Consider the following 22261-nt stretch of genomic DNA (forward strand, 5'->3'; position numbering starts at 1 on the left):
GAAGGACTTAGGGTGACAGCATGACCCCGAGCACAGCGGCCACGGCCGTCCTCCTCGCCGCGGGCGCCGGGACCCGTCTGGGCCTCGGCCCCAAGGCGCTGCTGCGACGCCACGGCACTCCCCTGGTGGACCATCTCGCGACCGTGCTGCACGACGGCGGCTGCCAGGGCGTCGTCGTGGTGCTGGGCGCGGAGGCCGGGCGGGTGCGCGAGGAGGCCGCGCTGACGGACTGCGCCGTCGTGGTCAACGACGACTGGCCCAGCGGCATGGGAGGCTCGCTGAAGGCCGGGCTCGCGGCCGTGCCGCCGGGGCATCACGCGCTGGTCGCCCTGGTGGACCAGCCGGCGCTCACCGCGGAGGCCGTCGCCGCGCTGCTGGCCGCACACCGGCCGGGGCGCGTGACCGCCGCGGCGTACCCCGACGCGTCGGGAGAGCTGAAACGAGGGCATCCGGCGCTGTTCGACGCGTCGCTGCTGGCCGCCGTCGCGGACTCGGCGCACGGCGACGCCGGGGCCCGGGACTTCCTCCCGCGCGCGTCCGGAATTGGTGGACCTGGTCGATTGCCGGGTCTGGGGCGACGGGCGGGACGTGGACACCCCCGCGGATCTGCCGCTGCTGGAAGGGTGACTTCTGGAACGCGGACTTCTGAAACGCTGACGGCCGAACCGTGAACGTGCCGGGGCCCGGGACCTGAGGTCCCGGGCCCCCGTCGGGCAGTGACTTACACCAGCGTCAGACCCGCCTCCTTGAGCCCCAGGTACACGGCGTCCTGGGTCAGCGGCAGCGTGCTGAACCGGACCCCCGTCGCCTGGCGGATCGCATTGGACAGGGCCGGAGCCACCGGGTTGAAGGGGCTCTCACTCATGGACTTGGCGCCCAGCGGGCCCGTGGAATCCTCGGTCTCGGCGAAGTACACCTCACTCCGAGGCGTGTCCGCGAAGGTCGGGATGTGGTACTGCCGCAGGATGTCGGTGTAGACGCGTCCGGTGTCGTCGACCCGCACCGCCTCGTACAGCGCCGCGCCCAGCGCCTGCGCGATCCCGCCCTCCACCTGCCCCCGGCACTGGCGCGGATTGACGACCTTGCCGGCGTCGGCGGCCTGGACGCTCTGGAGGATGCGGATCTCGCCCGTCACGCGGCTGACCGCCACCCGGAAGCCGTGCACATTGAAGGCGACGGAGCGCGGCGTGCCACCCCATTCGCCGTCGGCCACCAGGGACAGACCGCGCTCGACGGCGGCGGCGTGCAGCCGCTCGAGGCTCACCGTGCCGCCGGGGTGGGCGACGCCGTCGGGCCCCAGGACGCAGTCCTCCACCGGGGCGCCCAGCAGGTCGGCGCCCAGCGTACGGAGCCGGTCCGCGAGCTCCGTGGCCGCCGCGAGCGTGGCCTTGCCCGCCACCACGGTCCCGGTGGACCCGAAGGCCCCGGTGTCATGCCGGGTGTTCGCCGTGTCCGCCTGGCGGTAGTCGACGGCGTCGGTGCTGGTGCCGAGCGCCTCAGCGGCGAGCTGGGTGTGCACGGTGGTGGTGCCGTTGCCGAACTCGGCCGTCCCGAACTCCACGAGGTACCGGCCGTCGGCCCCGAGTGAGACCCGGCTGTGGGAGAAGTGCCCGCGCGGCGGGACCGTGTCGATCATGGACAGCGCACTCCCCTCCCCCACGAGCCATTCCTCGCCGAGCTCCGTGCCGAACGACGCCTCCCGTTCGGCGCCGCGGCGCAGGGCGTCCTCGGCGAGCTGCACGCACTGGTCCAGACCGTAGCTGCCGTAGAGCACGTCCTCCTCGGGTTCGCTGTGCGAGGAGAGCATGGGGTCGCCCTTCCGGACCATGTTCTTCCGGCGGAACTCCCAGGGGTCCATGCCGATCCCGTGGGCCAGCTCGTCCATGGCGGATTCGACCGCGAAGATCATCTGGCTGAGGCCGTAGCCGCGGAAGGCGCCGGAGGGCAGGGTGTGGGTGTAGACGGCCTGGGCGTCGAGCCGCTTGTTGGCGCAGTTGTAGACCGCCACGGACTCGCCGCAGCCGTGGAACATGACGCCCGGGCCGTGGTTGCCGTACGCCCCGGTGTTCGTCAGAACGTCGAGCTGGAGCGCCGTCAGCGTGCCGTCCCGGCGGGCCGCGGCCTTGAGCCGGATGTGGAACGGGTGGCGCGTGGTGGTGGCCGTGAACTGCTCGGAACGGGTGAATTCGAGCTGCACGGGCACCCCGAGTTCCAGGGCGGCCAGAGCGGCGAGGTCCTCGGTGATGACCTCCTGCTTCCCGCCGAAACCGCCGCCGACGCGGCCTGTCAGGACCCGGACGCTGTCCCGCGGCCGGTCGAAGATCCGGGCCAGGGTGCGCTGTGCCAGGAACGGCACCTGGGTGGAGGAGCGCACCGTGAGCACGCCGTCCTCCACCCAGGCGATGGAGCAGTGGGTCTCCAGCGCCACGTGCTGGACACGATGGGTCCGGTACTCCTTCTCGTGGACCACGTCCGCCGTGGCGAACGCGGCGTCCACGTCCCCCAGCTCGGAGTGCAGTTCGGCCAGGACGTTGTCCTGCGGCCGGGAGATCCGGGCGACGGCGCCGTCCTTTTCCCCGTGCACCGTGGGCGCCCCGGGCAGGATGGCCTCCTCCGGCGTGAACACGGCGGGCAGCACCTCGTACTCGACCTCGAGGGCCCGGACCCCCGCTTCGGCGGACTGAACGGAATCGGCGACGACGGCGGCCACCCGCTGCCCGACGAACCGCACCACGGTGTCCAGCATGCGCATGTCATCCGGGTCGTCCTCCACCAGCTCGTGCTGCGCGGTGGAGTAGAGGAGGTCCGGGACGTCCTCATGCGTGAAGACGCGTACGACGCCGGGCACGGCCAGGGCGGCCGACGTGTCGATCGAGACGATCCGGGCGTGCGCGTGCGGCGAGCGCAGGAGCTTCATGTGCAGCAGTCCCGGGAAGTCCGCGGGATCCACGTCCAGGGTGTACTGCACGGCGCCCGTGACGACGCCCGGCCCGGCCGGGGCGGGGACGTTGTCCCCCATGCCGCCGCTGTGACCGCGGTTCTCGCCGTCGGCGTCGCCCCGGATCGCATCCTCGATGGCCCGGTAGCCGGTGCAGCGGCAGAGGTTGCCCTTCAGGTTCCGGGGCAGGTCCAGCTTCTGTTCTTCGGAGAAGGTGGCGCTGGTCATGATCATGCCCGCCGTGCAGAAGCCGCATTGGAAGCCCTGGGTCTCCAGGAACTGGCGCTGCATCGGGTGGAGGGCGCCGGCGTCACCCGGGGAGTCTGCGTCGTGGTCGCCGTGCGAGCCGTGCGAGCAGGTGGCGGCGAGGCCCTCGATGGTCGTCACCTCGTGGCCTCCGGCGAGCGCGGCCGGGTAGAGGCACGAATGCACGGGCTTGCCGTCGACGTGCACGGTGCAGGCGCCGCAGTCGCCGCCGTCGCAGCCCTTCTTCACGCCGGTGTTGCCCTGTTCGCGCAGGAAGGTCCGGAGGCACTGCCCGGCGCGCGGTTCGGCCGTGGCGGGGCCGCCGTTGATGACGATCTGCGGCTCAGACTCCACGCCCAGTGCTGTCCCCAGTCCCGTCCCCACCGCTGAGTTCGTGGGTTCCGTGTGAGTTCGCGGATCTTGCCCGCGAATTCGACCGGAATCCACGAACTCGCCCGAGGTGGGCGGGTCGCCGAGCGCGTCCAGGCCGATCGCGGCGAGCTCCGCGGACGCCTCCTTGGGCGCGACGGGCGGCCAGAAATCGCCGGACACGACGACGCCGTCCCCGCCTCCTGCGGTCGCTGCACCGCCCAGCTCGGCCAGGATCTCGCGCGCCAGGCGCAGCGTCATGTCCCGGCGCCACGCGGGAAGCCCGTGGATGTCGTCGTGCCAGAGCGCGTCCGGGACCACCGTCACGATGTCCCGGGTCAGGGCCGACGCGTCCGGGAGGGACGGCGCTCCCGCCGTCCCCTCGTACCGCAGCTGAACGGGCCGCTTCGTGGACGCCGTGATCGTCAGGACGAAGGTCCCGTCCTCGTCCAGGCGCCCGATCAGCAGCACGCCGGACCGGCCGAGCTTGCTGAGCGAGAGGCGCCGGAACGCCACCCGGGCGCGCAGGGCCGTCGCGGGCAGGAAGACGCTCCGCAGCAGTTCACCGGGGGCCAGGACGTTCCGCGCGTCGCCGGTCACGAAGTCGGCGACCGGCACCCGGCGTGACGTTCCGTCCGGGGAGAGGATCAGCGCGACGCCGTCGAGCCCTGCGGTCAGGGAGATCATGGGACCGGCGGGCAGGGAGGTGCAGAGGTTGCCGCCCAGGGTGGACATGTTCCAGATCTTGAAGGACGCCACGAAGGAGTCGCAGGCGGGGCGGAACAGCGCGAGGCCCGGCCAGTCGGCGCGGCCGGTCAGTTCGCCGGGCAGCGCGTACACGCGGGCCACCGTGCACGTGGCGGCGAGTTCGAGCCCGTCCTCGTGCACGGTCACCGGCTCCCAGCCGGCGTCGTGCAGACTCAGCAGCCTCTTCAGGGTGCTGCTCCCGTAGGAGTACAGGACCGTCCCGCCGGCCAGCCACGCATCCCCGTCACGCCACTGCGCCGGGTCGGCCGTGGGCACCACCTGCTCGATGGTGTTCATGTCCATGTCGTCCTCCTTACTGCGATGCCCCGGCGCCGGAACGGTGCTTCGTCGCGCCGTCCCGCCGCCGGTGGCAGGGTCTTTCCGATGTGCCGGCCGTGAGCGCACGGCCTGGCGAGCTGGTCAGTGATGTGGTCAGTGATGCAGGGGGCCGCTCCCCCGCGAGAGGGAACCCGCCGTGCCGGGCGCGCCGTGCAGGACGCCCACCAGCTCCGCGGCGATCGACACCGCGACCTCCGCCGGGGTGACGGCGCCGAGGTCCAGTCCGATGGGTGAATGCAGCCGGTCCAGGAGACCAGATTCCAGTCCCTGGTCCACGAGGGACGCGCGGCGCTGCCGGTCGCTGCGCCGCGACCCGAGGGCCCCGACATAGGCCAGGTCCAGACGCAGCGCGGTGAGCAGCAGAGGGACGTCGAACTTGGGATCGTGGGGAGAGAACGAACAGCACACTGCGTTCGTCCAGCAGCCCCTCCTCGGCCTGGCGTTCCAGGTAGCGGTGCGGCCAGGTGCGCTCCACGGCGTCAGCCGGAGCGAACCGCGTCTGGGACACGAACCCGGGCCGGGCGTCGCACAGGGTGACGTGGAAGCCCAGGAGTTTCAGGACCGGGAGAAGCGCCTCGGAGAAGTCGTTCGCCCCGACCACCACGGCCCGCGGCGCGGGGAGCCGGCTTTCCACGAACAGCTCCAGCGGGCGCGTGCCGGCCTCGCCATCGTGGCAGCCTTCGGGCGGCGCCACCCGGACGAGCCCGGAGCGGCCCTGCCGGAGCAGCGGCTCCACCTGAGTGCGGGCCCGGGCCAGGAGTTCCTCCTGGATCGGCTCGGGTGCGGCCCCCAGACCGAGCAGGCCCACCCAGGCCTCCCGGGCGATGCCGGCCCCCGACGACGGCGCGGCCAGCGTCACTGCGGGCGCGCCGTCGTCGTCGAGGCGGCGCAGCAGCGCCACCGGCGCGGAGGCGAGGGCCATCCGCTCGGGCTCGCTGAGCCGGCTCAGGTGGATTTCCAGCTCCCCGCCGCAGGTCAGTCCCACCGCGAACGCGTCCTCGGCGCTGTAGCCGAAGCGTTCGCGACGAGCCCTGCCGCAGGCCAGGACCTCCTGCGCCGCGGCCACCACGGCGCCCTCGACACAGCCTCCGGAGAGACTGCCGAGGATGCCGCCTCCCGCGGCGACGAGCATGGACGTCCCCGCGGGGCGCGGTGTGGAACCGCTGGTGGCCACGATGGTCGCGACCACCAGGTCCTCGCCGTCGCGGGCGGGGGCCCAGCCGTCGAAATGCCGTCCGAGTTCCAGCACCGCGCTCCTCCTTTCCTCAAGGTTCCTTCTCACGTGCGGGGCGTCCGGCGCCGGTGCGCCGGATGTTCCTGTCAGGATGCCCCCTGCGGGGCGGTTCCCGTCAGACGCCCATCAGCGTGTTGATCGGGCCGCGGGCGAAGTAGACCAGGAATCCCACGGTCACCACCCACATGAGCCAGTGGACCTTGCGGGCCTTCCCGGAGGCCGTGGCGACCACGGTCCAGGAGATGAAGCCCGCCCCGATGCCGTTCGCGATCGAGTAGGTCAGCGGCATGGTCACGATGGTCAGGAACGCGGGCAGGGCCACGGAGAACTTGTCCATCCGGATCTCGCGGATCTGGGACATCATGAGGGCGCCCACCACCACGAGCGCTCCGGCCGCCACTTCGAGCGGGACCACGGACGTCAGCGGGGTCAGGAACATCGAGCCGATGAACAGCAGGCCCGTGACGATCGACGCGAGGCCGGTGCGTGCGCCTTCGCCGATGCCGGCGGCCGAGTCGATATAGACGGTGTTCGAGGAGCCGCTGTTGAGGCCACCCGCCACCGCGCCGAAGCCTTCCACGATGAAGGCGCTCTTCAGCCGCGGGAAGGTGCCGTCCTTGTAGGACAGTCCCGCGCTCTTCGCCAGGCCGGTCATGGCGCCCATGGCGTCGAAGAAGTTGGTGAAGACCAGGGTGAAGACGAGCATGGTCGCGGCCAGACCGCCGATCCGGCCGAACGCCCCGAAGAAATCGACCTGGCCCACCAGGGACAGATCCGGCACGGAGACCAGCTGTCCCGAGATGACCGGGGTGTTCAGGTGCCAGCCGCCCGGGTTGTCGGGTCCGGCGGCGCCGATGTGGAAGACCTGTTCCGCCACGACCGCCAGGATGGTGGCCACGACGATCCCGATCAGGAGACCGCCCTGCACCTTGCGCGCCACGAGGACGCTCATGAGGAGCAGCCCGATGATGAACACGAGCGTGGGGATGGTGGCGATGGACCCGTCGGTGCCGAGCTGGACCGGCGGACCGCCGGGGGTGCGCGTCACGAAACCGGAGTCCACGAAGCCGATGAAGGCGATGAACAGACCGATGCCGACCGTGATCGCAGCCTTGAGTTCCTTGGGCACGGCCTTGAAGATGGCCGTCCGGGCGCCGGTGATGCCGAAGAGGACGATCAGGATGCCGTTGATGACCACGAGGCCCATGGCTTCGGGCCAGGTGACCTCGTGGATGACGGAGACGGCCAGGAAGGAGTTGATCCCGAGACCCGCGGCGAGGCCGAACGGGAGCCGCGCCACCAGACCGAAGATGATGGTCATGACGCCGGCGGTCAGGCCGGTGACGGCCCCGACCTGGAGGGCGGGAAGCCAGCCTCCGAGGACGTCCCGCGGGGCGCGGTCCGCCGAGAAACCGCCCAGGATGAGCGGGTTGAGCACCACGATGTAGGCCATGGTGAAGAACGTGACCACGCCGCCGCGGATCTCACGGGCCACCGTGGAGCCGCGCCGGGTGATCTCGAAGAAGCGGTCCAGGGGGCTCGTGCCGCCCGGAGTGCCGCTCGTCTGGGCAGGTCCGCCGGACGGGCCGGCCTTCTTGCCCCGTGCGCTGGTGTTCCCTGAATTCCCGCCGTGAGTACCGGACTGGGTTGAGGTGATGGACATCGGGACGCCTCCCTCAGTAATCGATCCGGGAGTCGAGCGTGTTCCAGGTGGTGAAGGGGTCCATGCGCTGGGGGCCTTCGGCGTCCAGCTCGGCCCGGATCACCGGCATGATGCCGCGGGTCTCCGGCTTGTCGAAGTAGTCGTAGAAGACGGCGTCGTCGAAGCCTGCGGAGGCCGCGTCATGGCGGTCCGCCGCGAAGACCACGCGGGAGACGCGGGCCCAGAGTGCGGACGCGAGGCACATGGGGCACGGCTCGCAGCTCGTGTAGAGGGTGGCGCCGCTGAGGTCGAAGGTCCCGAGCGCCGCACAGGCGGTGCGGATGGCGGTGACCTCGGCGTGGGCCGTGGGATCGTTGGTGGCGGTGACGCGGTTGACGCCGTCGAAGCGGTGACCGTCGGAGGTGACGATCAGGGCGCCGAACGGGCCTCCGTTGTTGAGGACGTTGTCTGTGGCCAGCTGGACTGCGGCGGCCAATTCCTTGGTGGCGGTGGTGCTCATCTCAGAGACTCCCTTGCGAAGGCTGGATCCGGCCGCGCGGAAGCCACTGAGAGCTGCGCGGGCTTCGTCGACCAGGATCCAACGTTGTGCTGTGAAGGATTTGTTGTAACGCCTGGTAGATAGCGTCCCGTGTTCGGGGTGCCCGCCTTTGGCAGGAACGAATCTAGCAGAGGACCTGTGAGCTGCGCCACACTTTTTTGAAATTTGATTTCCATCTTGTGGAACAATGCGGCTGAGCTGGGAGGACACCGTCCCCTTGATGTTTCCGCGTCTCCAGCAAGGCGGTCATGATTGACCGCGAACCGGCCCGGCCCTACCCTGATGACACCTGGATCAGCAGACAGGCCATAACTGAGCTGGCACACATTCCCCGCACGGAAGGAAGCCAGCCATGAGCCGGATCTGGATCAAGAACCCCCTCGCCGCTTACACCGCCACGGAGCAGGATGCCGGCGGCGGCATCGTCACCAAGGACGGCGTGATCGCCGAGATCCTCGCCTCGGGCCAGAGCCCCGCGACGCCGGTCGACGAGACGTTTGACGCCTCCGCCCACGTGGTCACGCCGGGCCTGATCAACACGCACCACCACTTCTACCAGACGCTCACGCGCGCCTGGGGACCGGCCGCGAACGCCAAACTGTTCCCGTGGCTGAAGAACCTCTATCCGGTCTGGGCGCGGCTCACCCCGGAGAGCCTGGAGCTCGCGGTCACCGCGGCCCTGGCGGAGCTGCTCCTCTCGGGCTGCACGACGGCGGCGGATCACCACTACGTCTTCCCCGCCGGTCTCGACGACGCCATCGACATCGAGGCCGGCGCCGTCCGCAGCCTCGGCATGCGCGCGACCCTCACCCGCGGCTCCATGACGCTCGGCGAGAAGGACGGCGGACTCCCGCCGCAGAGCGTGGTCCAGGACGGCGACACCATCCTGGCGGACGCCGAACGGCTGATCGACACCTATCACTCCACCGCCCGCGACGCCGACCTCCACATCGCGCTCGCCCCCTGCTCGCCGTTCTCGGTCACGCGGGAGATCATGACAGAGAGCGCCGACCTCGCCGCACGCCGGGGCGTCCGACTGCACACCCACCTCGCCGAGACCCTCGACGAGGAGGACTTCTGCCGGGAGATGTTCGGCCTGCGCACCGTGGACTACCTCGAAAGCGTCGGCTGGCTGGGGCCGCAGAGCTGGCTCGGCCACGGCATCCACTTCGACGACGCCGAGGTGGCCCGGCTGGGCGCCGCGGGCACCGGCGTCGCGCACTGCCCGACGTCGAACATGCGTCTTGCCTCCGGCATCGCCCGGGTGGTCGAGCTGGAGGACGCGGGAGCTCCCGTGGGCCTCGGCGTGGACGGTTCGGCCAGCAACGACGCGTCGAACATGATCCAGGAGGCCCGGCAGGCCCTCTATCTGCAGCGGCTGCGGTACGGCGCGGACATCCCCGTGGAGCGCGCGCTCGGCTGGGCGACGCTCGGATCTGCACGCGTGCTCGGGCGGGATGCCGACCTGGGCTCCCTCGAGGTGGGCAAGCAGGCCGATCTGGCGTTCTTCCGCCTCGACGGACTCCGCTTCTCCGGCAGCCACGATCCGCTCGCGGCCCTGCTGCTCTGCGGCGCCGACCGTGCCGACCGCGTCATGGTCGGCGGACAGTGGCGCGTGGTGGACGGCGAGATCCCAGGTCTGGATCTGGAGGACCTCATCCGCCGGCACAGCGCCGCCGCGCGCCGGATCATCTCCGTCTGACGGCACACCCACCTGGTCCCGCACACCGAAGAACCCCCGGGCGTCGTCGACCGGGGGTTCTCAGGGTTCGGGGCGAGTTCGGACTCTGGAGCCAGTGCCTCAGGAACCGGAGGCGGGCTTACGGAAGAAGGGCAGACCCTTGACCCAGCGGTTGGCGGGGCGGCCCTTGGCAGCCTCCGCTTCGCGGGCCCGGCGATAGGCCGGCAGGCAGAAGTCGGGATCGGTGCCGCCGAGCGGCAGGTAGAACTCCTGAGTGCGGGCCTGAGCCGCGAGTTCGTGAATCCGTGTGGTGCTGCTGCGATCCTGCATGATCTACTCCTTACCGTTCGCCCAGGGTCCGCATCGAGCGGACGATCCGTAGCTGATGTTCCGCTTACTTCCGTATTGCGGAAGAACTTTTCTGTTCTACGAAAAGTCTACGGAGGGGCCCCCGGGGCCGTCAAGACCCCCTCCGGGGACGTCATCAACGGCCACTGTCACAATCGCCTCTTTTGAATCAGTCAGAAAATGTGATTTACAACACCGGAAACCCGGGTCTAGGATGAGTCTCAATTCGTGACGCAGATCACGAATACCTGAGAGCAGCAGGCAGGGTCGTAATGAGCTGGCATCCACGGATGTCGGCTCATTTTTTTGTGCCGGGATCCGCCAACAGGCGCCGCACGGCGCACGACACGACAACGGTGGACTGAGCATCCATCAGGAAAGTTGGGACAAGACCATGAGCAACAACATCGTCCTCGGCAAGAACCAGTACGGCAAGGCGGAGAACCGCGTCGTCAAGATCACCCGCGACACGGACCGCCACGAGATCGAGGATCTCAACGTCACCTCGCAGCTCCGCGGCGACTTCACCGCGGCGCACATCGACGGCGACAACGCCCACGTGGTCCCCACCGACACCCAGAAGAACACCGTCTTCGCCTTCGCCCGTGACGGCATCGGCTCCCCCGAGGAATTCCTCATCCGCCTGGCCAACCACTTCACCGGTGAGTTCGAGTGGGTCACGGGCGGCCGCTGGGAAGCCGAGCAGTTCGCCTGGGAGCGCATCCTCGCCGGCGGTGAGGAGCACAACCACTCCTTCGTCCGCAAGGGCCAGGAAGTGCGCAACGCCGTCGTCACCAAGGACGGCGACGACCTTTACGTCATCTCCGGCCTGAACGACCTCACGGTCCTCAAGTCCACCCAGTCCGGCTTCGTGGGCTACCCGAAGGACAAGTACACCACCCTGCAGGAGACCACGGACCGCATCCTGGCCACCGACGTCTCGGCCCGCTGGCGCTACCGCAACGACGCCGTCGCCGAGGGTGGCATCGACTACAACGCCACCTACGAGTCCGTGAAGGCCCTCCTCCTGGAAGGCTTCTCCGAGGAGTACTCCTACGCGCTGCAGCAGACCCTGTTCCAGATGGCGCAGAAGGTCTTCGCGGCACACCCGGAGATCGACGAGCTGCGGTTCTCCACTCCGAACAAGCACCACTTCGTGGTGGACCTGTCCCCGTTCGGTCTCGACAACCCCGGCGAGGTCTTCTTCGCCGCGGACCGCCCGTACGGCCTGATCGAGGCCAACTTCGAGCGCGAGACCATCTCCGACCCGGGCAACGCCTGGGACGGCATCGTCGGCTTCTGCTGATCCCCTGACTCGCCCGGGCTGCGCGCCACCAGCGCCCCTCGTGCCTGCTCTGCACCGAGGCGGCCGCGAGCGCAGCCCGGGTGACACCCCCTCCCGGAGCGCACCCACCCGGCGACCCGGCGTCGTCGTTCCCTTGATCTTGTGACCGTTTCCGGCAATGGCGCCGGAACGCGCCGCACCACCTTCCCAGGCCCCCGGTGCCCCCACCGATGCCGGCCGATCGTCGCAACGCCGCGGCACCCCATCAATCATTAGGCAGACAGGAAGTCTGAAATGAGTGCAACAACCGTCAAACCCACCACCCGGCCGGAGGATGAGCGCCTCTCCCTCGGCAGCACCTTCGCGTACGGATTCCAGCACGTCCTCACCATGTATGGCGGGATCATCGCGCCGCCGCTCGTCATCGGCCAGGCCGCGGGCCTCAAGCCGGACGAGATCGGCGTCCTGATCGCCAGCTGTCTGTTCATGGGCGGCGCGGCGACCCTCCTCCAGACCCTCGGCATCAAGTTCTTCGGCTCGCAGCTCCCGCTGGTGCAGGGCGTGTCCTTCGCGGGCGTCGCCACCATGGGCGCGATCGTCTCCCAGGGCGGCGGTCTCCCGGCCGTGTTCGGCTCGGTGATCGTGGCCTCGATCATCGGGCTCGTGATCGCACCGCTCTTCTCGCAGATCCTGCGCTTCTTCCCGCCGGTGGTGACCGGCACCGTGATCACCACCATCGGCCTCACGCTGATGCCGGTGGCCGCCAACTGGGTCATGGGCGGCAACGCCAAGGCCGACAACTACGGCAGCATGGCCAACGTCGGGCTCGCGGGCCTGACCTTCGTGATCGTCCTGGTCCTCTCCAAGGTCGGCAGCGCCACCATCTCGAGGCTCTCCATCCTGCTGGCCATGGTGATCGGCACGATCATCGCCGTGTTCACGGGCCAGGCCAACTTCTCCAACGTGGGCAACGGACCGATCTTCGCGTTCCCGACCCCGTTCGCCTTCGGCCTGCCGACATTCAACGTGGCCGCCATCATCTCCATGTTCATCGTGATCCTGGTGACGCTGACCGAGACCAGCGCGGACATCATCGCCGTCGGTGAGATCGTCGGCACCAAGGTGGACCGCAAGCGCGTGGCCGATGGTCTCCGTGCGGACATGATCTCCAGCGCCGTCTCCCCGGTGTTCGGTTCCTTCACTCAGAGCGCCTTCGCCCAGAACGTGGGTCTGGTGGCCATCACGGGCATCAAGAGCCGCTTCGTGGTCAGCGCCGGCGGTGTCATCCTGATCGTCCTCGGTCTGCTCCCCGTCATGGGCCGCGTGGTGGGCGCCGTGCCCATGCCGGTCCTCGGCGGCGCGGGCATCGTCCTCTTCGGCACGGTGGCCGCCTCCGGCATCCGCACCCTGTCCACGGTGGACTACAAGGGCAACATGAACCTCATCATCGTGGCGTCCTCGCTGGGCTTCGGTCTGCTGCCGGTGGTCAAGCCGGACATCTACCACGCTTTCCCGGACTGGTTCGTGACCATCTTCCACTCCGGCATCAGCTCGGCCGCCCTCATGGCGATCCTGCTGAACCTCCTGTTCAACTACTTCAAGACCGGCAACTCCAAGAACTCCTCGGTGTTCGTGGCCGGCACGGACCGCGTCCTCACCCCGCAGGACCTCCGCGGCTTGCGGGAGGGTGACCGCTTCGAGAACGGCAAGCTGATCGACTGCGACGGCAAGGAAGTCAAGGTCGAATCCGGCGGGGCCCACTAGCGCCGTCCTTGTCCTCCACGCGAGGGAACAGCTGATGCCCGGAAGATGTGCTCTTCCGGGCATCAGCTGTTCCCTCGCGGAGTGGAAGGCTCCCAACCGGCCTTCAGCAGCGCTTCCCGGACACGCACGACGGCGAACGGCCGGCTTCCCTTGAGGTCACCGTGGCCGATCCGCACCTCCGTCCACCCGGCTTCCTCGGTCAGCCGCTGACGCTCGAAGTCGCGACGGAACTGCGCGGAGTCCCGGTGAGTCTCGCCGTCGTACTGGAGGGAAAGCCGCCACCCCGGATAGGCGAGATCCGGCCAGACGCACGGTCCTCGCCAGGGGAGATCGAGAGCGTGATTGAGCACGGGTTCCGGCAGGCCGTGATCGGCCAGCGCCAGCCGGAGAAAGGTCTCCTGGGCGGAATCCGCGCCGGCCCTGATGAGGTCCAACGCTGCTCGGGCGTTCTTCACCCCGCGTTTTCCCGGATGCGCCGCGACGACACGTCGGAGGTCGGCCGTGGTGCACAGGGGGATTTTCGGGCGTGGGTGGGATTCCGGATGCTCGCTGACGAAGTAGTCCCCCACGGCGACGAGGTCATGAAGTGGGAGCAGTTCGGCCAGGTCAAGGAACGTACGCGCCGGGGAGGTCACCCGCACACCCTCCGTCACGACCACCTCACCCGGAGCGAAGCTCAGCTTCCGGCCGGTGACCCGCCTCCGCCGCGGCTGCCCGGAGCCACGCGACCGCGCCAGTCGGATCTCAGCCGAGGCCTGGATCCAGAAGGGCAAAGGCGCACCCCAGATCCCAGCAGCGCTGAGGTCCACCAACGTGACCGAGGGGTCGAGTTCCGTGTAGGCGCGCAGAGCGTCCGCGTGAGACTCCACCGGCCCCGAAGGAATTCGGATCCCTCGCGACGGAGCGTGCAGATCCGACCCGTGGGTCCGTTTCCGTGGAACACCCAGCCGGTCGGAATGCGGGAGAGCGAAGGAGGTGCTCACCAACTCGGGTGGCAGGGATGTAGGGCGGCGGGGCATGCCTCATTCTGCCCACCCGCACACACCTCGCGAGACGTTATCCACAGGATCACGAAGCCCCACACCGCGAAGTCACAGATGGCGCCCCTAAAACCTCTCGGTAGGGGCGCCATCTGTGACTTCGCGTGGGGAGGGAGAGAGGGTCAGACCCGGTTGAACTCCTGGGACAGGGCGTGGGCGGCCTCCGTCAGCATCGGGACGGCCCGCTCGGAGAACGCCTGGTCCACGCGGGTGATCGGGCCGGAGACCGAGATGGCGCACGGGGTCGGCGCGTTCGGCACGGCCATGGCGAAGCACCGCACGCCGAGCTCCTGCTCCTCCTCGTCGATCGAGTAGCCGCGTTCGCGGATCAGGGCGAGGTCGTCCAGCAGGGCCTCGACGGACCCCAGGCTCTTGACGGTGGGCGTCGGCATCCCGGCGCGCTGCACGATCCCGCGCACGGTCTCGTCGTCGAGCTGAGCGAGGATCGCCTTGCCCACACCGGTCGCGTGCATGTGGGCACGGCGGCCCACTTCGGTGAACATGCGCATGGCGTGCGGCGAGGGCACCTGAGCGACGTAGATGATCATGTCCGTGTCCAGCACCGCCATGTTCGCGGTCTCGCCGAGACGGTCCACCAGGAACTTGAGCTGCGGGCGCGCGACGGCGCCGAGCTGCATCGAGGCCGCCTCGCCGAGGCGGATCAGCCGCGGGCCGAGGGCGTAGCGCCGGTTGGGCAGCTGCCGGATGTAGCCGAGCGACACGAGGGTCCGCAGGAGCCGGTGGATCGTGGGCAATGGCAGATCCGTGGAGGAGGACAGCTCACTGAGCGTCACGTCTCCGCCCGCATCAGTGATGAGTTCCAGCAGTTCAAAGACCGCGTTCCACGGACTGAACTCCGCCTGAGGTCTTCTCCGCCATCTCAACTCCTTCCCGCTTCGTTGCGTATGGTGCGGTACCGTCCGGTAAATCTTATCCGCATAGTGGAAAGAGCCGTGGACCGTCTGCCTACCATCCAACAGTTAGAAACGGTCCAGAAGCAAGAGCAATTGCTCTTGTCTTTCCACTTTGTAGAGAATAATATCCATAATACGAAAACATCTCGCGGGAGGCTGACGCTCCGCGGGCCCAACACTGGAGGAGAATTCAATGGCGAATCCCAGCCCCGGAAATTCCATCACCCTGCGGGTCGAGGCCCCCTCGAGCTTCACCGCGACCAGCGAACTGGCCGCCGCCGTCGGCAACGCCGGCGCTGCCGTCACCGCACTGGACGTGGCGGAATCCCACCACAACACCATCGTCGTCGACGTCACCTGCAACACCACGGATGACGAGCACGCCAAGCGCGTCGAAGCCGCCCTGAACGCCCTCGACGGCGTCAAGGTCCTCCACGTCTCGGACCGCACCTTCCTCATGCACCTCGGCGGCAAGCTCGAGGTGGTCCCGAAGGTCCCGCTCCGCAACCGTGACGACCTGTCCCGCGCCTACACGCCCGGCGTCGCCCGCGTCTGCATGGCGATCGCCGAGGATCCCTCCGCCGCCCGCAACCTGACGGTCAAGCGCAACACGGTCGCCGTGGTGACCGACGGTTCCGCCGTCCTGGGCCTCGGCAACATCGGCCCGGCCGCCGCCCTCCCCGTCATGGAAGGCAAGGCCGCCCTGTTCAAGCAGTTCGCCAACGTCGACGCCTGGCCGGTCTGCCTGGACACCCAGGACACCGAGGAGATCATCCGCACCGTCAAGCTCCTGGCACCCGTCTTCGGCGGCGTGAACCTCGAGGACATCGCCGCTCCCCGCTGCTTCGAGATCGAGGCCCGCCTGCGCGACGAGCTCGACATCCCGGTCTTCCACGACGACCAGCACGGCACCGCGATCGTCACCCTCGCCGCCCTCGTCAACGCCCTGCGCGTGGTGGGCAAGAAGATCGAGGACGTCAAGATCGTGGTCTCGGGCGTCGGCGCCGCCGGCTCCGCCATCATCCAGCTCCTCAAGGCCCAGGGTGCGCAGCACATCATCGCCGCCGGCCGCTCCGGCGCCATCCACAAGGGTGAGAGCTACGACGACCACCACCGCACGTGGATCGCCACCAACACCAACGAAGAAGGCTTCTCCGGCAGCCTCCACGACGCGCTCGTGGGCGCCGACGTCTTCATCGGCGTCTCCGCTCCGAACATCCTCGCCGAGGAGCACGTGGCGTCCATGGCCGACGACGCGATCGTCTTCGCCATGGCCAACCCGACCCCCGAGGTGGACCCGGTCGTCGCGTCCAAGCACGCCGCCGTCGTCGCCACCGGGCGCAGCGACTTCCCGAACCAGATCAACAACGTGCTGGCCTTCCCGGGCCTGTTCCGCGGTCTTCTGGACGCCGGGGCCAGCGACATCACGCCGGACATGCTCGTCGCGGCCGCCGAGGCCATCGCCAACCGCGTGGCGGATGATGAACTCAACGCCAGCTACATCATCCCGAGCATCTTCGATCTTCAGGTGACCAAGGACGTCGCCGCGGCCGTCGCCGCTGCCGCCCACGCCAATTCGGCCGCTGCTGAGGCAGTGGCAGCCCTCTGACCGGCTGGGTAATCCAGCACTCGCCGTCCGGCCCCGCGGGGCCGGACGGCACCGTGGAGAAGTAAGGACAGCACATGACCATCACCGTCACCAACCCCCAGCCGGTGGAGCGCGCCGAGGAGATCCTCACCCCGGAAGCCCTCGCTTTCGTGGAGGCCCTGCACCAGAAGTTCGCGGCACGCCGCAATGAGCTGATCGACGCCCGCGTCACCAAGCGCGAGCAGGTCGCCAAGACCGGGACCCTGGACTTCCTTCCCGAGACCGCCGAGGTCCGCTCGGGCGACTGGAAGGTCGCCGAGGCCCCCGCGGCCCTGCAGGACCGCCGCGTCGAGATGACCGGACCCGCCTCGCCGGCCAAGATGGCCATCAACGCCCTGAACTCCGGCGCCAAGGTCTGGCTCGCCGACCTCGAGGACGCCAGCACCCCGACGTGGCACAACGTCATCGACGCGATCCTCAACCTGCGCGACGGCGCCCGCGGCACCCTCTCCTACACCTCCCCGGAGGGCAAGGAGTACCGGCTGCGCACGGATGCGCCGCTCGCCGTCGTCGTGACCCGTCCGCGTGGCTGGCACATGGACGAGAAGCACGTCCTGGTGGACGGCCAGGTCGCCGTGGGCGCGCTCGTGGACTTCGGTCTGCACTTCTTCCACGTGGCACAGCAGCTGATCGAAAACGGTCACGGCCCGTACTACTACCTCCCCAAGATGGAGAGCCACCTCGAGGCCCGCCTCTGGAACGACGTCTTCACCTTCGCCCAGGAGTACGTCGGCATCCCGTACGGCACCATCCGCGCCACCATGCTGATCGAAACCATCCCGGCCGCGTTCGAGATGGAGGAGATCCTCTACGAACTGCGCGATCACGCCTCCGGCCTGAACGCCGGCCGCTGGGACTACATGTTCAGCATCGTCAAGTACTTCCGCGACGCCGGCGAGGACTTCCTCTTCCCGGACCGCGCCTCCGTGCAGATGACCGCGCCCTTCCTGCGCGCCTACACGGAACTGCTCGTGAAGACCTGTCACAAGCGCGGCGCCTTCGCCATGGGCGGCATGGCCGCCGTCATCCCGAACCGCCGCGAACCCGAGGTCACCGAGGCCGCATTCGCCAAGGTCCGCAACGACAAGACCCGCGAGGCCACCGACGGCTTCGACGGCTCCTGGGTGGCGCACCCGGACCTGGTCCCGATCTGCGTCGAGGTGTTCGACTCGTTCCTCGGCGACAAGCCGAACCAGCTGGACAAGCAGCGCCCCGAGGTCGAGGTCACCGCAGCCCAGCTGCTCGACGTCGCCTCCGCCAAGGGTGAGGTCACCGAGGCCGGCCTGCGCCTGAACCTCTACGTGGCCGTGGCCTACACCGCCGTCTGGATCTCCGGCAACGGCGCCGTCGCCATCCACAACCTCATGGAGGACGCCGCCACCGCCGAGATCTCCCGCTCCCAGGTGTGGCAGCAGATCAACGCCGGTTCCGTGCTGGCCGACACCGGCAACACCGTCACCCGCGAGCTCGTCCGGCAGATCCTCACCGAGGAGACCGACAAGCTGCGCGGCGAGGTGGGCGAGGAGGCCTTCGAGAAGTTCTACTCCCCCGCCAGCGAGCTGATCGCCGAGCTGTGCCTGGGCGAGGATTTCGTCGACTTCCTCACCACCCCGGCCTACGAGCTGGTCGACTGATGGCGGGCACTTCACTCTCCGCCGCCGATCTGGCGGACGTCGAAACCCGGCTCGCGGCCACGGACACCCTCCTGGACCGCAACTACCCGGGCGATGACGGCAGCCGCCAGCCCATCCACACCGTCTACGTCTCCGCGGACCGCTTCACGCCGGACTTCGCCGCGGAATGGGGACAGGCCGCGAACGACGTCGTCGCGCAGCACGGCGGGCTCGAGGCCCTGGGCGCGCTGCTGGGTCAGTCCGAGGAGCTGAACGCCGCCGTCGCGCCGCGCGTCGCGGCCAAGCTCGCGAACGAGCCGATCGAGGACCTCCGTCTCGACTTCGAGGACGGCTACGGCAACCGTGGCGACGAGGCTGAGGACGCCGACGTCGTGACCGCGGCCAAGGCCGTCCACCAGGCGGTGGAGGCCGGCACGGCTCCCCCGTTCATCGGCATCCGTTTCAAGTGCTTCGAGGCTCCCACCCGGGCCCGTGGCCTGCGCACGCTGGACCTCTTCGTCTCCACCCTGGTGGAGCAGGGCGGCCTGCCCGACGGCCTGGTCCTGACCCTGCCGAAGGTGACCACCGTGGACCAGGTCACGGCCATGGACCACGTGGTCTCGCGCCTCGAGGAGATCCACGGGCTGCCCGCCGGCCGCTTGCGCTTCGAGGTGCAGGTGGAGACGCCGCAGCTGATCCTCGGCCATGAGGGCACGCACCCGGTGGCGCAGCTGCCGCACGTCGTGCCGGGCCGCATCAGTTCGCTGCACTACGGCACCTACGACTACTCCGCCAGCCTGCAGATCGCCGCCGAGTACCAGTCCATGGAGCACCCGGTGGCCGATGTGGCCAAGGAGATCATGCAGCTGGCCGTCGCCGGGACGGGCATCCGCCTCTCCGATGGCTCCACGAACATCATCCCCGTGGGCGACAACGTGGAGAACGCCTGGAAGCTGCACGGCCGCCTGGTCCGCCGCTCCCTGGAGCGTGGCTACTACCAGGGCTGGGACCTGCACGCCCACCAGCTGCCGAGCCGGTTCGCGGCGAGCTACGCCTTCTACCGCGAGGGCCTGGCCGCGGCCACCACCCGCCTGAAGAACTACTTCTCCCAGACGGACGCGGGTGTCATGGACGAGCCCGCCACCGCGCGGGCGCTGGCCAACTTCGTCCTCCGCGGCGTCCAGTGCGGCGCGGTCGGCGAGGACGAGGTCCTGGCCCTGACCGGCGTCGCACTCCCGGAGCTGACGGTGCTCGCGCACCCGCGGCTCGCCACCACTTCTCACTGATTCACGAAGGAGTCCTTCATGGGAAATCTCTACTACCCCACGGGTGGCCTGCCGCCGCAGACCCATCTCACCACCGAGCGCGCGATCGTCACCGAGGCGTACACGGTCATCCCCAAGGGCGTTCTCACGGACATCGTGACGAGCCTCCTGCCGGGCTTCACGAACACCCGTTCGTGGATCATCGCCCGCCCGATCTCGGGCTTCGCCACCACGTTCTCCCAGCTCATCGTCGAGGTGGGGCCGGGCGGCGGCGCGCCGAAGGCCGAGTTCGAGTCCGGCGTCGAGGGCGTCATCTTCGTGGTCAAGGGCACGCTCACGCTGAACCTCAAGGGCGAGCAGCACGTCATGGAGGAAGGCGGCTACGCCTACCTGGCCGCCGGCGACGAGTGGGGTGTGGAGAACACCACCGGTGACATCGCCACGTTCCACTGGATCCGCAAGGCCTACGACCGTCTCGAAGGCTACGAGGCCACGTCCTTCGTCACCAACGAGAAGGACGTCGAAGGCACCGCGATGCCGGACACCGACGGCGTCTGGAAGACCCAGCGCTTCGTGCCGTCAGACGACCTGGCGCACGACATGCAGGTCAACATCGTCACCTTCCAGCCCGGCGGCGTGATCCCCTTCCCGGAGACCCACGTCATGGAGCACGGCCTCTACGTCCTGGAGGGCAAGGCCATGTACCTGCTCAACAAGGACTGGGTGGAGGTCGAGGCGGGCGACTACATGTGGCTCCGCGCATTCTGCCCGCAGGCCTGCTACGCGTCCGGCCCCGGCCAGTTCCGCTACCTGCTCTACAAGGATCAGAACCGCCAGATCAAGCTCACCGGCGCTCCGCTGCCGGGCTGACCGGCACCGGTCTTCCGGCGCTGAGGCGCTGACCGCGACGGCCGCCGTCGTGCACTCTCCACGGAGGGGCACGACGGCGGCCGTCGGCGTTGGGGGGAGGCGCGGGGCGGAGTGGCTATGTTCGTTTATAGCGCTCAGCGCTATAATTGATGTATGACATATGAGGCTGTGACCATTCTCGGTCACCTTGGGGAGGTCCGTGGAGGCCTGGTAACTTCCGCCCAGGCCAGTGCGGCGGGTGTTTCGCCGTTCCAGGTGTCCCGGATGGCGGATGCGGGAGTGCTGATTCCCGTGGGGCGTCGGGGTGTTTATCGGATGGTCGGGGCGCCCGAACTCGAGCATGAGGACATCACGGCGACATGGCTGTCACTGAAAGGGATCGACGCCCCGGCGTCGGAGCATGGCGCGCAGGGTCTGGTCGTCGCCGGTGTCGACGCCGCGATCCTGCACGGCCTCGGTGATTTTTACCCCGGTGACCACGAGTTGATCTCTGCATCCCGGAAGACCACACGGCAATCGGATGTGCGGATCCGGCACGCGCAGCTGCACCCAGAGGACGTGACGTGGGCCGCCTCGGTGCCCGTGCTGACCGTCGAACGGATGATCGCAGACCTCATGGCCACCTGGGTCGAGTCGAGCCTGGTGATCGACGTGGTCAGGGACGCGATCCAGGCTGGACGGCTCGTTCACCCTCAACGGCTTTCCGAAGCGCTGGCACCGATGGCTGCGGCCCGGGGTTTCGCGGCCGGTGACGGTGCTGCAGTCGCGGAGTGGCTGTACGAACACGCCGGACTGCAACCGCTAGGAGCTGTCGCGTGAGCGAAGGCTACGCCTCGTGGACGGCACTGGCTGCGGCACTGAAGGCCAAGGCCCAGCAGGACCTCAAGAACGGCGCGACCACTAAAAGCGTGCACGAGCAGCTGACGATCGCTCGTTTCGACCGGTTCCTCTCCCGTGTCTTCGCCGATGGTGGCGAAGGCTGGATGCTCAAGGGTGGAAACGCCATGCTCGCGCGCATCCCTGACACCCGGGCCACGAAGGACCTGGATCTGGGAACCGATCAGGACCTCGACGACGCGATTCGCGACCTGGAACAACGCACTCGTGTCGACTTCGGCGACCATCTGCGCTTCGAACTGGTCCGCACGATCGCGACCGGCCGCGGCAGCAATCAACCCGGAGTCCGGTTGCGCAAGGCCGTGTTCGTCGCCCGCGACGCTGAGACCGGCAGGAACCTGGGCGAGGTCTCCGTCGATGTCGCTCTTACTCCCGCGCCCATCGGAAAAACGGACGTTGTGCAACCGGCCAACCGCATGGCGCTGGGAAAGAAACTCAGAACGTCCCCCTACCGGCTCTACCCCTTGGCCGATCATGTCGCCGACAAGGTCTCCGGCGTCATGTCGACCTTCGGTGGCCGGCCCTCCACGCGAGTGAAAGACCTCGTGGACCTGGTCGTCATCGCGGGTACTCAGCAACTCAACGCCAGAGAGCTCCAGAAAGCACTGGACGCCAGAAAGGCCACCGGTCAGCTCTCCCCCGAGAACATCACTTTCCTGATTCCCAGGCCATGGACGACAACTGCTGGACGACGCGAGTTCGAACGCCTGGCGCACGTCGTCGGCGCCGACCTGAATCCCGTGAACGCTGAGGCGCTCGTCGGGCGGATGGTGGATCCTGTGCTGTCCTCCGAACCGATGCCGGACGCTGTGACCTGGGTGCCTGGGCACGGGTGGGTCGGAAGCCCGGAGTAGGCGGCGTC

16 protein-coding genes and 3 pseudogenes are annotated in these 22261 nt (G+C 68.7%); 10 read left to right on the forward strand and 9 right to left on the reverse strand.

Annotation, left to right across the window (positions count from 1 at the left end; all coding sequences use genetic code 11):
• Positions 1-20: 20 nt before the first annotated feature.
• Positions 21-671, forward strand: coding sequence for a nucleotidyltransferase family protein (locus QFZ52_RS13270; protein WP_307498059.1), 651 nt, complete (start codon positions 21-23; stop codon positions 669-671).
• 50 nt (positions 672-721) lie between these two features.
• On the opposite strand, the gene QFZ52_RS13275 is transcribed toward QFZ52_RS13270, so the two are convergent.
• The 6 genes and pseudogenes from QFZ52_RS13275 to QFZ52_RS13300 all read right to left on the reverse strand — a co-directional run bounded on the left by QFZ52_RS13275 (position 722) and on the right by QFZ52_RS13300 (position 8035).
• Positions 722-3544 carry a molybdopterin-dependent oxidoreductase gene (locus tag QFZ52_RS13275; protein ID WP_373425718.1) on the reverse strand — a complete coding sequence of 941 codons (2823 nt, stop codon included), beginning with the start codon at positions 3542-3544 and terminating at the stop codon, positions 722-724.
• Positions 3545-3706: 162 nt separating this feature from the next.
• Positions 3707-4603 (reverse strand): annotated as a pseudogene (locus tag QFZ52_RS13280) (FAD binding domain-containing protein); the annotation flags it as partial.
• Positions 4604-4732: 129 nt separating this feature from the next.
• The gene (locus QFZ52_RS13285; RefSeq protein WP_307498721.1) at positions 4733-5047 is read right to left on the reverse strand and encodes an XdhC family protein; all 315 of its coding nucleotides are present in this window, start codon (positions 5045-5047) and stop codon (positions 4733-4735) included.
• 661 nt (positions 5048-5708) lie between these two features.
• Positions 5709-5921: pseudogene (locus QFZ52_RS13290) on the reverse strand (XdhC family protein); the annotation flags it as partial.
• Positions 5922-5988: 67 nt separating this feature from the next.
• Entirely contained in the window at positions 5989-7536 is a 1548-nt protein-coding gene (locus QFZ52_RS13295) for an NCS2 family permease (protein WP_307498060.1), read from the reverse strand.
• 13 nt (positions 7537-7549) lie between these two features.
• Complete coding sequence (locus QFZ52_RS13300) at positions 7550-8035, reverse strand: nucleoside deaminase (protein WP_307498061.1); 486 nt, start codon at positions 8033-8035, stop codon at positions 7550-7552.
• 391 nt (positions 8036-8426) lie between these two features.
• Between QFZ52_RS13300 and QFZ52_RS13305 the strand changes: the two genes are divergently transcribed.
• On the forward strand, positions 8427-9776 hold the full coding sequence (locus QFZ52_RS13305) for an 8-oxoguanine deaminase (RefSeq protein WP_307498062.1): 1350 nt from the start codon (positions 8427-8429) through the stop codon (positions 9774-9776).
• A gap of 99 nt (positions 9777-9875) precedes the next feature.
• On the opposite strand, the gene QFZ52_RS13310 is transcribed toward QFZ52_RS13305, so the two are convergent.
• On the reverse strand, positions 9876-10085 hold the full coding sequence (locus QFZ52_RS13310; protein ID WP_307498063.1) for a hypothetical protein: 210 nt from the start codon (positions 10083-10085) through the stop codon (positions 9876-9878).
• 412 nt (positions 10086-10497) lie between these two features.
• Between QFZ52_RS13310 and pucL the strand changes: the two genes are divergently transcribed.
• Together pucL and QFZ52_RS13320 are read left to right on the forward strand one after the other, a co-directional pair.
• On the forward strand, positions 10498-11409 hold the full coding sequence (pucL, locus tag QFZ52_RS13315; protein ID WP_307498064.1) for a factor-independent urate hydroxylase: 912 nt from the start codon (positions 10498-10500) through the stop codon (positions 11407-11409).
• Between the two features lie 273 nt (positions 11410-11682).
• Positions 11683-13152 (forward strand): nucleobase:cation symporter-2 family protein, encoded by a 1470-nt coding sequence (locus QFZ52_RS13320; protein WP_278267372.1) that lies wholly within the window; start codon positions 11683-11685, stop codon positions 13150-13152.
• Positions 13153-13214: 62 nt separating this feature from the next.
• Here QFZ52_RS13320 and QFZ52_RS13325 read toward each other — a convergent pair whose 3' ends face one another.
• Complete coding sequence (locus QFZ52_RS13325) at positions 13215-14021, reverse strand: hypothetical protein (RefSeq protein ID WP_307498065.1); 807 nt, start codon at positions 14019-14021, stop codon at positions 13215-13217.
• Between the two features lie 293 nt (positions 14022-14314).
• Positions 14315-15071: pseudogene (locus tag QFZ52_RS13330) on the reverse strand (IclR family transcriptional regulator).
• 228 nt (positions 15072-15299) lie between these two features.
• Between QFZ52_RS13330 and QFZ52_RS13335 the strand changes: the two are divergent.
• The 6 genes from QFZ52_RS13335 to QFZ52_RS13360 all read left to right on the forward strand — a co-directional run bounded on the left by QFZ52_RS13335 (position 15300) and on the right by QFZ52_RS13360 (position 22253).
• Positions 15300-16715 carry an NAD-dependent malic enzyme gene (locus QFZ52_RS13335; protein ID WP_066216008.1) on the forward strand — a complete coding sequence of 472 codons (1416 nt, stop codon included), beginning with the start codon at positions 15300-15302 and terminating at the stop codon, positions 16713-16715.
• A 74-nt stretch (positions 16716-16789) separates the two neighbouring features.
• Entirely contained in the window at positions 16790-18388 is a 1599-nt protein-coding gene (gene aceB, locus QFZ52_RS13340) for a malate synthase A (RefSeq protein WP_307498066.1), read from the forward strand.
• Positions 18388-19653 (forward strand): DUF6986 family protein, encoded by a 1266-nt coding sequence (locus QFZ52_RS13345; protein WP_307498067.1) that lies wholly within the window; start codon positions 18388-18390, stop codon positions 19651-19653. The genes aceB and QFZ52_RS13345 overlap by 1 nt, the downstream gene beginning before the upstream one ends.
• Positions 19654-19671: 18 nt before the next feature.
• Positions 19672-20502, forward strand: a complete 831-nt coding sequence (locus QFZ52_RS13350) for a bifunctional allantoicase/(S)-ureidoglycine aminohydrolase (RefSeq protein ID WP_307498068.1) — start codon at positions 19672-19674, stop codon at positions 20500-20502.
• A gap of 153 nt (positions 20503-20655) precedes the next feature.
• Positions 20656-21321, forward strand: coding sequence for a type IV toxin-antitoxin system AbiEi family antitoxin domain-containing protein (locus QFZ52_RS13355; RefSeq protein ID WP_307498070.1), 666 nt, complete (start codon positions 20656-20658; stop codon positions 21319-21321).
• On the forward strand, positions 21318-22253 hold the full coding sequence (locus tag QFZ52_RS13360) for a nucleotidyl transferase AbiEii/AbiGii toxin family protein (RefSeq protein WP_307498072.1): 936 nt from the start codon (positions 21318-21320) through the stop codon (positions 22251-22253). Before QFZ52_RS13355 ends, QFZ52_RS13360 begins: the two co-directional genes overlap by 4 nt.
• Positions 22254-22261 lie beyond the last annotated feature (8 nt).

The sequence above is a fragment of the Arthrobacter woluwensis genome (genome assembly GCF_030816155.1).
GTDB lineage: Bacteria > Actinomycetota > Actinomycetes > Actinomycetales > Micrococcaceae > Arthrobacter_E > Arthrobacter_E woluwensis_A.